Origin of the sequence: Streptomyces sp. NPDC087901, assembly GCF_044742205.1 — a bacterium.
Lineage (GTDB): Bacteria > Actinomycetota > Actinomycetes > Streptomycetales > Streptomycetaceae > Streptomyces.
This window is the reverse complement of sequence record NZ_JBIUUC010000001.1, coordinates 345,614-360,593: the sequence shown is the minus strand read 5'-3', so window position 1 is coordinate 360,593 and position 14,980 is coordinate 345,614. Positions and strand designations below refer to the sequence as shown.

12 protein-coding genes and 1 tRNA gene are annotated in these 14,980 nt (G+C 70.6%); 4 read left to right on the top strand and 9 right to left on the bottom strand.

The genetic code is table 11. From position 1 onward, the window contains the following. The first annotated feature begins 195 nt into the window (after positions 1–195). Entirely contained in the window at positions 196–1,245 is a 1,050-nt protein-coding gene (locus tag ACIOEW_RS01580) for a DUF2804 domain-containing protein (protein WP_362551790.1), read from the top strand. A gap of 18 nt (positions 1,246–1,263) precedes the next feature. Here the strand turns inward: ACIOEW_RS01580 and ACIOEW_RS01575 are convergent, their stop codons facing one another. The 3 genes from ACIOEW_RS01575 to ettA are packed head-to-tail and all read right to left on the bottom strand — an operon-like array spanning position 1,264 to position 4,036. After that, the gene (locus ACIOEW_RS01575) at positions 1,264–1,947 is read right to left on the bottom strand and encodes a hypothetical protein (protein ID WP_362551787.1); all 684 of its coding nucleotides are present in this window, start codon (positions 1,945–1,947) and stop codon (positions 1,264–1,266) included. Further along, the gene (locus tag ACIOEW_RS01570) at positions 1,944–2,366 is read right to left on the bottom strand and encodes a thioesterase family protein (protein ID WP_168713538.1); all 423 of its coding nucleotides are present in this window, start codon (positions 2,364–2,366) and stop codon (positions 1,944–1,946) included. Before ACIOEW_RS01570 ends, ACIOEW_RS01575 begins: the two co-directional genes overlap by 4 nt. A gap of 5 nt (positions 2,367–2,371) precedes the next feature. After that, complete coding sequence (gene ettA, locus ACIOEW_RS01565) at positions 2,372–4,036, bottom strand: energy-dependent translational throttle protein EttA (RefSeq protein WP_326736224.1); 1,665 nt, start codon at positions 4,034–4,036, stop codon at positions 2,372–2,374. A 258-nt stretch (positions 4,037–4,294) separates the two neighbouring features. Here ettA and ACIOEW_RS01560 point away from each other — a divergent pair, with 258 nt between their 5' ends. After that, on the top strand, positions 4,295–5,131 hold the full coding sequence (locus ACIOEW_RS01560) for a hypothetical protein (RefSeq protein WP_401960385.1): 837 nt from the start codon (positions 4,295–4,297) through the stop codon (positions 5,129–5,131). A gap of 530 nt (positions 5,132–5,661) precedes the next feature. On the opposite strand, the gene ACIOEW_RS01555 is transcribed toward ACIOEW_RS01560, so the two are convergent. The 4 genes from ACIOEW_RS01555 to ACIOEW_RS01540 all read right to left on the bottom strand — a co-directional run bounded on the left by ACIOEW_RS01555 (position 5,662) and on the right by ACIOEW_RS01540 (position 11,655). Continuing rightward, complete coding sequence (locus tag ACIOEW_RS01555) at positions 5,662–7,110, bottom strand: LAETG motif-containing sortase-dependent surface protein (RefSeq protein ID WP_401960383.1); 1,449 nt, start codon at positions 7,108–7,110, stop codon at positions 5,662–5,664. Between the two features lie 234 nt (positions 7,111–7,344). Next, on the bottom strand, positions 7,345–7,923 hold the full coding sequence (locus tag ACIOEW_RS01550) for a single-stranded DNA-binding protein (protein ID WP_362551775.1): 579 nt from the start codon (positions 7,921–7,923) through the stop codon (positions 7,345–7,347). Between the two features lie 103 nt (positions 7,924–8,026). Next, positions 8,027–10,006, bottom strand: coding sequence for a GTP-binding protein (locus ACIOEW_RS01545; RefSeq protein ID WP_401960381.1), 1,980 nt, complete (start codon positions 10,004–10,006; stop codon positions 8,027–8,029). After that, positions 10,003–11,655, bottom strand: coding sequence for a dynamin family protein (locus ACIOEW_RS01540; RefSeq protein ID WP_362551836.1), 1,653 nt, complete (start codon positions 11,653–11,655; stop codon positions 10,003–10,005). Before ACIOEW_RS01540 ends, ACIOEW_RS01545 begins: the two co-directional genes overlap by 4 nt. 317 nt (positions 11,656–11,972) lie before the next feature. Between ACIOEW_RS01540 and ACIOEW_RS01535 the strand changes: the two genes are divergently transcribed. Together ACIOEW_RS01535 and ACIOEW_RS01530 are read left to right on the top strand one after the other, a co-directional pair. Further along, positions 11,973–12,045, top strand: a tRNA-Arg gene (locus tag ACIOEW_RS01535). 299 nt (positions 12,046–12,344) lie between these two features. Next, positions 12,345–12,659 carry an L-rhamnose mutarotase gene (locus ACIOEW_RS01530; RefSeq protein ID WP_401960379.1) on the top strand — a complete coding sequence of 105 codons (315 nt, stop codon included), beginning with the start codon at positions 12,345–12,347 and terminating at the stop codon, positions 12,657–12,659. A 20-nt stretch (positions 12,660–12,679) separates the two neighbouring features. Here ACIOEW_RS01530 and ACIOEW_RS01525 read toward each other — a convergent pair whose 3' ends face one another. Continuing rightward, entirely contained in the window at positions 12,680–13,126 is a 447-nt protein-coding gene (locus ACIOEW_RS01525; RefSeq protein ID WP_362551766.1) for an anthrone oxygenase family protein, read from the bottom strand. Between the two features lie 116 nt (positions 13,127–13,242). Then, positions 13,243–14,853 carry a von Willebrand factor type A domain-containing protein gene (locus tag ACIOEW_RS01520; protein WP_401960376.1) on the bottom strand — a complete coding sequence of 537 codons (1,611 nt, stop codon included), beginning with the start codon at positions 14,851–14,853 and terminating at the stop codon, positions 13,243–13,245. Positions 14,854–14,980: the final 127 nt, after the last annotated feature.

Here is a 14,980-nt window from a genome sequence, read left to right as displayed (position 1 = left end):
CAGGCCTGCGGGGAGGCGGCCCGGGGCCCGGAGGCCGCCGCACAACCCCGTACAGGACTGCCGGGGAGGGGATCCGGAGGCCCGGAGGCCGCCGCGCAACCCCGAACAGGACTGCCGGAGAAGGGCCCGAGGCCGCCTCATGACCCGGGGCGGGACTGCCCGGGCGCGGCCCGGGGCCCGCTATAGGATCCGCGCATGACGACGTCCGAACGCGAGATCACCGAGCCGGTCGACCTCTGTCTGCCCGACGGGAGTCTGAATCCGGCTGCGGTCGGCTGGTCCCGGGTCCCGCTTCACCGCGCCAATCTGCGCGGCTGGGGCCGCACGAAGCGCTGGGAGTACTGGTGCGTGACGACGCCCACCCATCTGGTGGCGCTGACCGTCAGTGACCTCGACTTCCTCGCTCTGAACACCGTCTACCTGCTCGAGTACGCACCGGGCGGGCTGGAATCGGAGCGCACCGCGATCATCCCCGGCGGCTTCGGCGTCGAGCTCCCCGACACCGTCGCGGGCGCCCCCGGCTCCAGGGACGTGGTGGTCGGACCCGAGCGGCCGTCCAGCGGCAAGGTGCGCGTCGAGATCCGCGACGAGAACGCCGGCACCCGGCTGAGGGCCCGCTGCCTGACCCCGGACCGGCTTCCGCTGGAGGTCGACATCCTGGTCGCCCGGCCTCCGGAGCACGAGTCGCTCTCCGTCGTCGTACCGTGGAGCGAACGGCGGTTCCAGTACACCTCCAAGCACACCGCACTCCCCGCGTCCGGCCGGGTCAGGATCGGCAGCGAATTCCTGGACTTCGACGGGGACGACACCTGGGCCGTCCTGGACCACGGCCGCGGCCGCTGGCCGCGCACGGTCGACTGGAACTGGGGCGCCGCGTCCGGACGCACCGACGGGCACACGGTGGGCCTCCAGTTCGGCGGGCGCTGGACGACGGGCACCGGCTCCACGGAGAACGGGCTCTGCGTGGACGGACGGCTGACCAAGATCGGCGAGGAACTCGACTGGCGGTGGTCCACGACCGACTTCCTCGCGCCCTGGACCATCCGTACGCCGTCGTCCGACCAGGTCGACCTGACGTTCACCCCGTTCCACAACCGGTCGACACGCACGGAGACCGGCCTGATCGACAACCGCACCGACCAGTGCTTCGGCTACTACGACGGGCGTGTCCGCACCGACGACGGCACGGAGATCGCGGTGGAACGGCTGCTGGGCTGGGCCGAGGACGTCCACATGCGCTGGTGACAGCGGCCTGTGGGGCTCTTACCCGCCCACGGAGACGGCGAGCGTCCCCAGGCCCCCCGCCGCGCCGGCCCGCCGCAGGGCGATGGACCCGTAGGGGGTACGCAGCCGCAGCCACGCACCGGTGGCCAGCAGGGCCACGGGAAAATCGGGGGCGGCACGCAGAAAACCGAGCGCCTGGGCCGCATGCACAGCGCGCAGCGGAAGCTCCGTACCACCGACGGTCCGTGACCAGATGTCGCGCCCGATGAGGTCCCGCTCCGCGCGCGTACGCCGGTCCTCGGGCAGGGCTTCGTCGCGGGTACGGAACTCTGCGACGGCGTCGGTCAGCGCAGCGCGCAGGGAGAGGGAGTCGGGCAGCCCCGGCCGTTCCTCCCAGCCGCCGCGCGGAGGCAGGACACCCGTCCACGGCGGACCGGTGACCGGCGCGGGGACCGCACCGGAGCCGGTCGACTCCTCCAGCGACTCCAGGAACTCACCGGCGGACACGGTCACATCGAATTCATGCGCACCGTCGAACCGCACCGCCCGGATCGCCAAGACCTCGAACGACGGTGGCCGGCCGAACACGGCCAGCGCACCGCCGCCCGCCTGCAGCCGTACGGCCGCGGCACGGTCGTAGTGGAGCAGCCGGCCGAGGAAGGCCGCGAGATCTGCGGCCTCCCTCGCGTCGGCGAACTGCAGGGACTGCACGGGCGCGGTCATACTGCCGCGGGCTCCTCGGCCAGATACTCCTGGAGGAAGAGCTTCTCCTCCGCCGAGATCCGCCGCGGGCGCTCCTCGGCCAGGTTGTACGGGACGACAACGGTCGACGCCCGTACGTACACCTGCTCCGGATCCTTGATCTCGTACGCGATCGTGAGCGAAGCGGCGCCTATCTTCGTGACCCATGACTCGACGGTCACCGGCGCGTGCCGGTGGACCAGCGGGCGCACGTAGTCGATCTCGTGCCGGGCCACGACGGAACCGCCCGCGAAGGACGGCGAGCCGTCCCCCGGCGCCAGCCGGAACATGAAGTCGATGCGCGCCTCCTCCAGGTAGCGGAGGAAGACCACGTTGTTGACGTGGCCGAAGGCGTCCATGTCCGACCAGCGCAGCGGGCAGCTGTAGATGTGACGTGCCAAGACGATCAGCCTCGCGTGAGCTTCTTGTACGTGGCACGGTGCGGGCGGGCCGCGTCCGCACCGAGACGCTCGACCTTGTTCTTCTCGTACGACTCGAAGTTGCCCTCGAACCAGTACCACTTGGACTCGCCCTCGTAGGCGAGGATGTGGGTGGCGACTCGGTCCAGGAACCAGCGGTCGTGGGAGATGACCACGGCCGCACCGGGGAACTCCAGCAGCGCGTTCTCGAGCGAGGACAGGGTCTCGACGTCGAGGTCGTTGGTGGGCTCGTCGAGGAGCAGCAGGTTGCCGCCCTCCTTGAGCGTCAGCGCCAGGTTGAGGCGGTTGCGCTCACCACCGGAGAGCACACCGGCCGGCTTCTGCTGGTCCGGGCCCTTGAAGCCGAACGCGGAGACGTACGCCCGCGACGGCATCTCGACCTGGCCGACGTTGATGTAGTCCAGCTCGTCCGAGACGACGGCCCACAGCGTCTTCTTCGGGTCGATGTTGGCGCGGCTCTGGTCGACGTACGAGATCTTGACCGTGTCGCCGACCTTGATGGAGCCGCTGTCCGGCGTCTCCAGGCCCTGGATCATCTTGAACAGCGTGGTCTTGCCCGCACCGTTCGGACCGATGATGCCGACGATGCCGTTACGCGGCAGCGTGAACGACAGGTCGTCGATGAGGACCTTGTCGCCGAAGGCCTTCGAGAGGTTCTCGACCTCGACGACGATGGAACCGAGCCGCGGGCCCGGCGGAATCTGGATCTCCTCGAAGTCCAGCTTCCGCATCTTGTCCGCCTCGGCCGCCATCTCCTCGTACCGGGCGAGACGGGCCTTGGACTTGGTCTGGCGCCCCTTGGCGTTCGACCGCACCCACTCCAGCTCTTCCTTGAGCCGCTTCTGCCGCTTCTCGTCCTTGCGGCCCTCGACCTTGAGGCGGGTGGACTTCTTCTCCAGGTACGTGGAGTAGTTGCCCTCGTACGGGATGGCGCGGCCGCGGTCGAGCTCGAGGATCCACTCGGCGACGTTGTTCAGGAAGTACCGGTCGTGGGTGACGGCGACCACGGCGCCCGCGTACTTCGAGAGGTGCTGCTCCAGCCAGTTCACCGACTCGGCGTCGAGGTGGTTGGTGGGCTCGTCGAGCAGCAGCAGGTCGGGCGCCTCGATGAGGAGCTTGCAGAGCGCGACGCGGCGCTTCTCACCACCGGACAGGTTGGTGACGGCCCAGTCACCGGGCGGGCAGCCCAGCGCGTCCATGGCCTGCTCCAGCTGAGCGTCCAGGTCCCACGCGTTGGCGTGGTCCAGGTCCTCCTGGAGCTTGCCCATCTCGTCCATGAGCGCGTCGGAGTAGTCGGTCGCCATGAGCTCGGCGACCTCGTTGAAGCGCTTGAGCTTGCCCATGATCTCGGCGGCGCCGTCCTGGACGTTCTCCAGAACGGTCTTCGACTCGTCGAGGTGGGGCTCCTGCATGAGGATGCCGACGCTGAACCCGGGCGACAGGAAGGCGTCACCGTTGGACGGCTGCTCCAGGCCCGCCATGATCTTCAGCACCGTGGACTTACCGGCACCGTTGGGACCCACCACACCGATCTTCGCGCCGGGCAGGAAGCTCAGCGTCACGTCGTCAAGGATGACCTTGTCGCCGTGCGCCTTGCGTGTCTTGCGCATCGTGTAGATGTACTCAGCCAAGAGAAACCGTCCGGCAATCGATGAGTGGGCAGATACACCCCATCTTGCCTGACGGCTACCTCTTGACGGAAACCCGTATCACGCGGGACCTGTGACCTGCCCCTTCCTCCGGGCCGGTAGCCGGCCCTTCATCCCGGCCGGTAACTGGCCTGTCACTGCTTGTCGCATGACTGCCCGAGGAGAGGGAGCCGCTTGCACCCCTGTCAGGTGTCGAGCGGCATATGAGGCAAATGCTCATCAAAAGGCTAGGGTCGAGAAGTGAGCCGAATGGAGAGGACCGCCGAGGGTTCGGGGCCGTTCACGACTCGGCTGGCCTGGCGCCTCAGCGATGGGGGCACGGCCGTCTGGGAGTCGCGGCCGGCACGCAAGCGCGGTCTGCTCACCGTGCGGGCAGCAGGCGAGTCCGAGCCCCGCTCCCGAAGAGCGGACAGCGCCTCGGTCGGCCGTCTCCGCAGGCTGAATGCCATTGCGGCGGGCACGTTCGCGGTGGGCGGGGGCTTATTCGCCACTGGGGCCGCGGTGGCTCAGTTCGGCACGGGTGACGCGACGGGTGCCTGGATCTACTTCGTCGGCGGCCTGTTCTTCAACACCGGCGGATATGTGTCGCTGCTCCAGGCGGTCAATGCTCCTCGCCAGGACGGCGGAATCGGGGCGCTTGCCGCTCGGCGCTGGAGGTGGTGGAGCTACGAGCCCGGCCGCATCGACTGGCTGAGTACGTTCCTGCTGTTCGTAGGAACGCTTGTGTTCGGCATCAACCTGCTGAGTTCCTTGTTGCAGGGCCTTTCGGTACAGCAGGTGAACAGGCTGGTCTGGGCCCCCGACATGGTCGGGTGCACCCTGTTCCTTCTCTCGGGGCACTTTGCCCTGGTCGAGGTCTGCCACGGCCGACCGGGAATCCGTCCCCGCGATCTCGGCTGGTGGATCGTCGCGGTCAACCAACTCGGGTCCGTGCTCTTCCTGGGCGCGGCACTGGCCGACTTCACCCGCCCCGCGACGGGAAGCCTCGTGAACATCGACATCGCCAACTGGGGCACCCTTACGGGAGCGCTCTGTTTCTCCGCCGGAGGGGTGCTCCAGTACTTCGAGCGCCCATGATCCCCAAGTTCGCGGAGGGTGCTCGACGGACGCCGGTGAGGGCCACGGAGTCTCAAGGGGCGAGTCGGCCCATCAGCGGTCCTGCAGACCGCCGTGGTGGGAGCCACCATGGGCTCGAATCCCCTGCCCACCGCAGATGACGGCCCCTGACCAGGTGCCTCCGTACGGCCCTCACGTGGAACAGGGGCCGTACGGAGGCGAATGCCGGGAAGGCCCCCGCCGGAGCCATGTACGAGTGGCCCACGCTCAGTGGCTTCGCGAGCAGCAGGTTTCGGAGCTGATCTGTCGACCGACTGCTACGTACTGATACGTGACGGTCAACGCGGCCTTCCGTGGCCCCCGGACCCGTCTGACGGGCTTCCTCCGGGACAGCGACGACGGGCAGACGACCTCGTCCCGGGCGGGCCACGTCCCACTCGCGGCCCGGTGCGCGAGACACCTGATCCCGCCCGCGGTACGCGAAGGCCCCGGCCGGCCGAAGCCGTACCGGGGCCGTGCTCAGCGCACCGTGACAGTGCGCCTGCAGTTCATCACTCGGCGGAGGACTGACCGTTGCGCCGACGGAGGAAGAAGACCGCGCCGCCGCCGATGACGACCAGCGCGATCGCGACGCCCGCGATGATCGGGGTGGCGTTGGAGCCGCCGGTCTCGGCGAGGTTGCCCTCGGCGCCGGCCGTGCTGCCGCCGGCCGTGGCGGTGGTCGTGGCGGGCTTGTCGACGGTCTGCGTGGTGACGCCGTCGTTGCCGCTTCCGGTGGTCAGGCAGTCCAGCACGCCCTTGAACGTCCGGGTGAACCCGCCGGGGCCGGTGACCGTGACGTCGTACGCCTGGTCCTCGGCGACCGGCACGGTCACCGTCTCGGACTTGCCGGGCTCGACCGTGTGCTGCGCGCCTGCCAGCTCGTAGGTGAACGCCTCGTCGCCCTCGTTGCTCGCCGTGACGTCCACGCCGCCCTTGGCGCAGTTCTTCTTCGCGGTGACTGCCGGGATCGCACCCTTACCGGCCCACGTCGCGGTGGCGCCAGCAGAGACGGTGGACTCGCTGGAGCCGGCCAGGATCTGGGTCTGGCTCTTGGTGGCACCGGCGAAGGCCCGGCCGACGGGGACCGAGGTGGTGGCCTGGACCGTCAGGGAGGCGGAGCCGTCAGCGGCGCCTGCCGGGATGTCGAAGTAGAGCTCAGTGCCGTCGGTGGCCGTGGTGACGGCCTTGCCCTTCTTGTCGGTCACCTTTACGCCGCTCGCGGAGTCGGCGGGCGGGGTCACCGAGACCTGGCCGGCGTTGGTGTGGACGGTGACGGGCCCGACGCGCTGGCCGGAGCGGCCGGACACCGCGGCGGGCTCCAGGGCGAGGGACGCCTTGGGCTCGGCAGTGTCGGTGGCGGACTCCTCCAGCCAGTCGGCGAGCTTCTCCGCCTGGTCGTCGGACGCGTTGACGTCGGCGTCGTCCGAGTAGCGCCAGATGGCGACCTGGGTGCCGGCCGCCGCGGTCCGCTCGGTGAGCGGGCCGGTACCGGCCTCCTCGGCAAGCGCCTGGAGGTCGTTGACCTTCGGGTAGGAGTGCTCCAGGATCCAGCGGATCTTGCCGGCGTTCTTGTTCGTGCCGAGCGAGGTCTGGCTCCAGGGAGTCTCCAGGTACTTCGCCTGGTCCTGGGTGGGGTTGTGGATGTCGATGCAGTACGTCTTGAAGTTGCCGCCACCGTCGACGGTCATCTCGAAGAGCCCGGCGGGCAGCTTCTGATCCTCGCCGTCCGTGTGGAGGACCGCGGTGTCGAAGGTCTTCAGCCCGTCCAGGGTCGCGGTCGCGCCGCCCTGGTGCTGGAGTGCCTCGTCGGCGGTCGCGACGCCCGCGCCGGTGAGGACGCCGACCATGACCAGGCCCGTTGCCACCACCGAGGCAGTCAGCCGGGCTATGCCCCGGGTTCGTCGGGGGTCGGCCGTCGTCGTGGATGACGAGGCGGTCGCTGAAGAAACAGAAAACACAGAATTCCCCTCCGGGCGAGACCCTCGCGTCCGGTACGCGTGTGGGGAATGTCCCGCCTGCCTACTCAAGTGCCCTGTGAGTACTGAGGAATCCTAAGGACCGAGCGAAGCACAGTCCCCCGTCATACCGTCCGACAACCATTCCGAATCGGAATCGTTATCCCGGTAACGTCCCGGAGGAGGAGGGGACTCGGGTCGCAATGCAGTCGTCGCCCTCCTCCAACAGGTGGTCGGTCAGGGCACCGACACCAATTCCGCTTTTGCTTCCTGACGGGCCGTCCGGCGCCTTGCGGCAGGGCGTTCCGCCCGGTCGGCCGCCGTCGGCTCACGCTCCACATCCCGTGGTTCCGCCCGCTCCGCGGGCTGTTTCCGGTCAACCGGACGGTCCCGTACGGCCCACTGGTCCGGCTCGCCGGCCTCCCGGCCGCCGGTCCGCGCCGTCAGCCCCGGATCGCCCCTGACCACACGCCGGAACGCCGACGTCCCCCGGGTCAGATCGTGTCCCACCGCCACCGCCTCGATGTCCACGAACGTCCGGCGCTGCCCCTCCCGTTCCTCCTCGCGCACCTTCAGCCTGCCGTGCACCACCAGGGGTTCTCCCACGGCCACGGAACCCGAGAGATTCGACGCCAGGGTGCGCCAGGCCCACACGGTGTAGAAGCTGGTGTGCCCATCCGCCCAGAGCTGTTTCTCCCGGTCCCACCGCCGCGGCGTCACCGCGAACCGGAATCGCGCCATTCCCCCGCTCCCGGTCTCCCGGAACTCCACGCCGGTCGCCGCGTTCCCCACCAGCGTCACCAAGGTCTCGTTCATGACTCCGCCTCCCCTTCGGTCCGGATGTCGGTGACCACGCTCCTGCGTGCGGTCACTGATCCCATGCTGAAGGGGAGGCGGAATTCCTGCTGCGGCCTGTGGACTAACGGCCCGTTGTGGAAAACTCCGTCACCGCCACGAAACGCTCCCGCACCTCCCGGTAGCGCACCAGTTCCGCCGCCACCGGATCGAGGACCCGGGCCCGCCCGCAGGCCGCTGCCGCTTCGCGCAGCCTGCGCTCGGCCTCCTGGCCGTACCGTCGCGCGGGCCCCCGGGCAGCCGCCGCGCACGACCACTCCACCAGCGGGCCGCCGATGATGCCCGCCAGCATCACCAGAGCAGGCGTCAACAGCCCCGGCTCCAGTACGCCGATGATCTGGCCCGCCAGCCACAGGCCACCGAAGATCTGCAGCAGCGTCATCGCCACCTGAGCCAGTACGGCCGCGGGCCACCAGGCCGGACGTGGGGGCTTCGCACCGCGACCCGCGTGCGCCTGGCCCGCACCACCCCGAACAGCGGTCCCGTTACCGCCCCGGACGCCGGTCCCGGCACCTGTCTTGGCGCCGGCGTCCGTGACCGTGTCCGTGTCCCGGCCATCCGTCCCCGCCCCCATGGCCCGCCCGGCCAGTTCGTCGAGTGCCTCGGGCAGCCCCTGCGCCCCGTGCACCGCGGCCTCGCGCACCGCCTGTGCCCAGGGTCCGGGAAGTCCGTCGGCGGCGTCGTCGGCCACCGTGCGGACCGCCTGCTCGACCCGTTGGCGTGCGGTGAGGTGCTCCTCGGGCGGCGCGGTGAGCGCGCCGCGGTCCAGGCCGCCCGGCTGCCGGGTGGACTCGTACCAGCGCCACAGCCGCAGCCACGGCGTCCCGCACGCCCGCCCGGCGTTGCGGCGCCATTCGCGTTCGGCCGCCTGTCCTGCGGCGGCGGCGCCCACGGCCTCCGCGAGCCGGTCGGTGAACTCCTCCCGGGCCCCCTCCCCCAGTCCCGGCCGCCCCTCGGCGACGTACACCGGGCGGAGCCTGGCCGCGGCGGCGTCCACGTCCGCGGAGAGCCGGCGGGTGGCCGCCGTGCGGTCCTGGACGAACCGGCCGAGCAGTTCACGCAGTTCACCCACCCCGTCGCCGGTGAGGGCGGACAGGGACAGGACGGTGGCGCCGGGTTCGCCGTGTTCGCCCAGCGCCATGCCGTCCTCGTCGAGGAGCCGGCGCAGGTCGTCCAGGACTTGGTCGGCTGCTTCTCCGGGCAGCCGGTCGATCTGGTTGAGGACCACGAAGGTGACCTCCGCGTGTCCGGCCAGCGGCCGCAGATAGCGCTCGTGCAGGGCGGCGTCCGCGTACTTCTCCGGGTCCACCACCCAGATCACCGCGTCGACGAGCGCCAGCACCCGGTCCACCTGGTCGCGGTGCCCGGCCGCCGCCGAGTCGTGGTCGGGCAGGTCGACCAGGACGAGGCCTTGGAGCGCCTCGTCGGCCGCCGTGCCGCCGGCCTGCGGCCTGCGCCTGAGCCGTCCGGGGATCGCGAGCCGGTCCAGCAGCCCGGCGGCACCGTCCGTCCAGGAGCAGGCGAGGGGCGCGGAGGTGGTGGGCCTGCGGAGTCCGGATTCGGAGATCTGGGCGCCTGCGAGGGAGTTGAAGAGGGTCGACTTTCCGCTGCCGCTCGCTCCGGCGATGGCGACGACGGTGTGGCGCGAGGAGAGCCGCTGCCGCGCGGCGGCCTCGTCGAGCACCCGGCCCGCCTCGGCGAGGGCGGTCCGGTCGAGCCGGGCCCTGGAGAGGCCGACGAGTTCGCGCAGCGCGTCCAGGCGCGGGCTGAGCGGGCTGCCCGAGGGGACGTACGCCTCGACCTGGGGCCGTACGTCGTCCTCCGGGACTGCCGGCGGGGCCTCGCCGGGCGCGGTCTCGTCGGTGGCGGTGGCGGCCCGGCGGGCGATGAGTCCGTCGTCCCAGCCGCCCGGCGGCCTGTCCTGGCCGTGACCGGGGTCCTCGCCGGGGGCGGCTCCGCCGTCCGGGCTCCGCCCGGTTGCCGGCTCCTGGGCCCGGGCACGTCCCCTGCTCTGTCCCGGACCTTCGTCAGTGACGGCAGTCATCGCTGCCACCTCTCCTTCTGCAGTACGGACAGCGCGGCGATCAGTTCGGCCTGCGGTTCGGGGGCCACGTCGAGCGCGTCCAGCGGGGCGAGCCGGCGGTCGCGTTCGCCGCCGAGCACCTGGTCGAGGTACGTGGTGAGCAGCGCGCCACCCTTGTCGCGCAGCCGCAGGGCGCCCTGGACGCCGATGCGTTCGGCCAGCTGCTCTCCGGCGGTACGGGCCCGGCGTCCGCCGAGAAGCGCGGCGGCGAGGAGGGTGGCGACGGTTTCGGTGTCGGGCGCGGTGTTGCGTTCCATGAGGCGCAACTCCTCCTCGGCCAGTTCCTCCAGGACCCGGCGCCACCGCCGTACGGTCATGGCGATCCGGCCACGGATGTCCTCGGCGGGCCCCCAGCCCCCGGCTTCCCGGCCTGCCGCCTCGAAGCCGAAGACGGCGGCTGCGGGCTCGCGCCGCCAGGTCGTGCGGATCTGTTCGTCTGCGGCCGCCACCGCGCACTCCAGAAGTGCGGCGAGGGAGTCCACGAGTGCGTCGAGCACCTCCTCCGAGGTGCTGTAGAGCGGGTAGCCGCGCCACCGCGTCCTGGCGTCCCCCGCAAGCGCCCCGCCGTTCTGGAGCCGCTTCCGGACGCGTGCGCCCTCCTTGCCGTAGGCGTCCTCCACCACACCCGTCAGCCGTACGGCGGCCGCGTACTGCGCCGCGACGGCTCCGGCGAGGGCCGGCATCCGGACGTCGAGGGAGTCGATGACCCCGGCCGCCGTCCGCCCGACCGCCTGCTGACGGGCCGCCGGGTCCTGCGCGCGGTGGGTGAGCCAGGCGCGCAGCGGGGCGACGGCGGTGGTGGGCAGCAGCCCGCTGCCGCCGCCGGCCGATTCGGGCAGTTCGGGAATGGTGAAGCGCGGCACCTCACCGAGTCCGGCCTTGGTGAGCAGTGCGCCGTACTGCCGTGACACTTCGGCGATCACCTGGTGCGGTACCCGGTCGAGGACGGTGACGAGGGAGGCGTCGTACTCCTTGGCCGTACGCAGCAGATGCCACGGCACGGCGTCGGCGTAACGGGAGGCGGTGGTCACCATGACCCAGACGTCTGCCGCACAGATGAGTTCGGCAGCCAGGACACGGTTGCGGACGACGAGCGAGTCGATGTCGGGGGCGTCCAGCAGGGCGAGGCCGCGCGGCAGTCCGGCGGCGGTCTCGACGCGGAGCGCGGTCCCTTCCTCGGCCGCGCTCCCGTCGAGTCCGTCGAGGTCGTCGCACTGGCCGGGGTCGGCGGACTCCTCTGGCGGCAGCCAGACCCGGGTGAGCTGCGGCAGCACCCGGATACCGGAGAACCAGTGATGATCATCCGGATGGCAGACGAGCACGGGGGTCCGCGTGGTCGGCCGCAGCACACCGGCCTCGCTGACCCGGCGCCCCACGAGGGAGTTGACGAGCGTCGACTTGCCCGCGCCGGTGGATCCGCCGATGACCGCGAGCAGAGGCGCTTCGGGGTCCTTGAGCCTGGGCAGCAGGTAGTCGTCGAGCTGGGCGAGCAGTTCGATCCTGGTCTGCCGGGCGCGTGGAGCTCCTGGGAGCGGGAGTGGAAGACGCACGGCAGCGACACGGTCGCGCAGGGCGGAAAGTGCGTCGATGAGCTGAGGCCGTACGTCCAAGGTCACCACATGCGAAGAATGCCCAATTTTGGCGCCTTTTTGAAGCGTATAGCCACCTCTGCGCGCCGGTTCCCCCGTCCGGACAGAGGGGATGAGTGGGGCGCAGGCATAACGAGTGCACAACACCCGGGGCGTGAGGCGCCAAAAGCGGTGCATGAATCGCACCTACCTGCGATTATCGTCTCGCTTCACTGAACCTCCACATCGTGCCACGCAGGTGAAGCAACCGGGCCGAGACAATCGGAGCCCTATCCTTGTCCCGGCAAGGTCACGGACCGCCCGGTCCCAGGGCTCCAGGTCACCGAGGCCCACGCCCGGCCCCCGTAGCTCAGTGGATAGAGCAGGCGCCTTCTAAGCGCTTGGCCGCAGGTTCGAGTCCTGCCGGGGGCGCACAGCTGCACAACCGTGGGGCCCTCCGACCAGGAGGGCCTTTTTCGTGGGCCGGAGGCACGCTAGCGAGCGGGGCGTAGTGGCGGCGTAAGAGCCACCGCCCACCCGCTGGGCCCCCGCGATGCCCCCATTGACCGCACACCCGCTGTCCGTCTAGCTTTCGACCAGCTTGATTGAAACCTTTCAGCCGACCCATCAGCCGACCTTCAACCGACCATTCGGCCGGCCTTCAGTCGACCCATCAGTCCGTGCGCCCTGCGGCCTCGCACCGGCGCGCCCACCGCCCGGGAGTCCCGATCATGCAGCGCGTCTGCTTTCTGCTGAACGTACGCAAGGACCGCATCGACGAATACCGCGAGCGTCATGCCGCCGTCTGGCCGGACATGCTCGCCGCGCTCTCCGAGGCGGGCTGGCACAACTACTCGCTCTTCCTTCGCGAGGACGGGCTGCTCGTCGGCTATCTGGAGACGGAGGACTTCGACGCGGCCCGCAAGTCGATGGCCACGACCGAGGTCAACGAGCGGTGGCAGCGTGACATGGCGGGCTTCTTCGAGCAGTCGGAGGCGGCGGACGATGCCATGGTGCCGCTCGCCGAGGTGTTCCACCTGGCGTAACGCGTCTCCGTGACGGCGCGTCAGCCCGCAGCGGCCAGCAGGGCGAAGGCGAGGAGTGAGAGCGCGGTACGGAAGCGGTGCAGGGCGTTCCAGTGGGCTTCGAACGCCGTACGTGCCGCGCTGTCGTCGCCGCCCTCGGACTCGGCGAGCGCCTTGTTCAGCGGAATGTTGCCGACGATCGTCACGAGGTGGGAGACGACGGCGCACGCCAGCGCCACGGCCACCAGCGGCCACTCGTGCTCGCCGTTCCCGGTGAAGGTCACGACGGCCGGGAAGACGATCACACCGACGAACAGGACGAGGAAGACGGGCCCGGGAACCTTCTCGTTGAAGCGGCGCATCGCCGTGGTGAATTGCTCGTCGGACAGTGCGGCGAGGCCGGGCATGATCGCGACGAGGAACGTCAGCATGAAGCCGGCGTAGAGGCCGGTCGTGATCACGGCGAGAGTCAGGAACGGGGAGTCCATGGGGTCATCATGGTGCGGCGGAGCCGGTCGTACAGCCCGTTTCCGTAAGGCTGTACGACCGGCCCCCGTTCCGGCCGACCGGTCCCCGTTCCGGTGGGGTGGGGCGGGGCGGCCGCTCAGTCCATCTCGCCCTCTCCCGCTCCGGTTCCGGCGTCGGCGCGGCCGCTCTTGAGACGGTCCGCCCTGCCGATCGCGGTGGCCAGTTTCGCCACCGAGTCGTCCTCGGTCTTCCTGGCCAGCTCGTCGGCCCTGGAGGCGAGTGCGGCGAGCGAGGGGGCTCCCGGGAGCGCCCCGCCACGCAGGTTGTCGGCGAAGTAGGCTGCCACGGCCGTCACTTGGAGCCTGGCGCTGCTATCGCCCCACAGCTTGCCGTCGATCGCGCCGGTCTCGACCGATCCCGTCCGCTCGTGCGCAGCCCGGGACTTGGGGTCCAGCCAGCGCACGGTCGCGGTGGCGACATGGCCCGAGGCTCCGTCCCGCAGGCGTACGGCGTAGAGCGCCGTCACCGTGTGGCCGGGGCCGACCTCGCCGCCGTCCACGCTGTCGTTGCGGAAGTCGTCGTCGGCGACCTTGCGGTCCTCGTACCCGATCAGTTTGAACTTCTCCACGGTCTTCGGATCGAAGGCGACCTGCGCCTTCGCGTCGCGCGCCGTCAGTTCGATGTGTGCGGGCAGCTGGTCGACGAAGACCTTGCGGGCCTGTTCCTCGTCGGCGATGTAGGTGGTGTGGCCGTCGCCCTTGTTGGTGAGCCGTTCCATCAGGGCGTCGCCGTAGTCGCTGCCGACCCCGACCCCGAAGAGGGTGATGCCGTAGTCGCGGCGGGCCGAGTCGATCCGTTCCAGGATCGCGTCGGCGTCTGTCTCACCGGTGTTGGCGAGGGCGTCGGAGAGCAGGACGACGCGGTTGTTGGCGCCCTTGCGGTGGCCGTCGACGGCTTCCTCGTAACCGCGCCGGACGCCTGCCGCCACGTTGGTGGAGTCGGCGGATTCCATGGAGTCGACGGCGTCGTGGATCTTCCCCCGGTGCTCCCGCAGCCGCGTCATCGGCAGTACGGTGCTCGCCTCGTCGCTGAAGGTGACCAGGGAGACCGAGTCGTCGTCGCGGAGCTCGTCGGTGAGGGTGCCGAGTGACGTCTTCACCAGGCCGAGGCGGTCGGGCGAGGCCATCGAGCCGGAGATGTCGACGACGAAGGTGAGCGCGGCGGGTGGCCGTTCGGCGCTGCTGGGCGCAGCCCTGGTGGCCAGGCCGACCCGTACCAGCGACCAGTCGCCGTCCTCGTCCTCGCCGGCCGCCCGCGCCCCGTCCACGGAGACCGTGAAGCCGTTGCCGTCCGGGCGGTGGTACCCCTGCCGGAAGCTGTTGACGAACTCCTCGGGCCGTACGGTCTCCGGGCCCGGCAGCCTGCCGTCGGCGAGGGTGCGGCGCGCGTATCCGTACGAGGCGGTGTCCACGTCCAGCGCGAAAGTGGAGAGGTAGTCGGGCGGGGCGGCCTCCCTCAGCTCGTCCGGCTTCTCCGCGCTGTCCGCCGGCTTCGCCCCGTCCTCTGCCGCCCCGCCGGTGGAGGCCGCCCCGCCGGTCGCGGCCGGCGCGGGCACGGGCGCCCGTTTGCCGCGCTCGGCGGCACTCGTGTCGTGGGTCGTCCCACCACCCGAGCAGCCCGTGAGCAGTACGCCCCCCGCGAGGAGCAGACCCACTGCGCCCCGGTACATCCGTGTCCGGCGTTCCATCCTTCGGCCCCCAGTGTCGTCGTGTCACCACTTGTGAATGTGACGTGCGAGAGGGGGCGCCGGAGCCGTCGGAGAAGTTGCGGAACCATCTCGATGCGGCAACGGCGGACGGCGATCCGGCGGAATG

What these genes read in the sequence shown, in the direction of transcription:
- ACIOEW_RS01520 (WP_401960376.1), bottom strand. Translation starts at nt 14,853, where the DNA reads ATGGAACGCCGGACACGGATGTACCGGGGCGCAGTGGGTCTGCTCCTC.
- ACIOEW_RS01575 (WP_362551787.1), bottom strand. Translation starts at nt 1,947, where the DNA reads ATGACCGCGCCCGTGCAGTCCCTGCAGTTCGCCGACGCGAGGGAGGCC.
- ACIOEW_RS01550 (WP_362551775.1), bottom strand. Translation starts at nt 7,923, where the DNA reads ATGAACGAGACCTTGGTGACGCTGGTGGGGAACGCGGCGACCGGCGTG.
- ACIOEW_RS01580 (WP_362551790.1), top strand. Translation starts at nt 196, where the DNA reads ATGACGACGTCCGAACGCGAGATCACCGAGCCGGTCGACCTCTGTCTG.
- ACIOEW_RS01545 (WP_401960381.1), bottom strand. Translation starts at nt 10,006, where the DNA reads ATGACTGCCGTCACTGACGAAGGTCCGGGACAGAGCAGGGGACGTGCC.
- ACIOEW_RS01530 (WP_401960379.1), top strand. Translation starts at nt 12,345, where the DNA reads ATGCAGCGCGTCTGCTTTCTGCTGAACGTACGCAAGGACCGCATCGAC.
- ACIOEW_RS01525 (WP_362551766.1), bottom strand. Translation starts at nt 13,126, where the DNA reads ATGGACTCCCCGTTCCTGACTCTCGCCGTGATCACGACCGGCCTCTAC.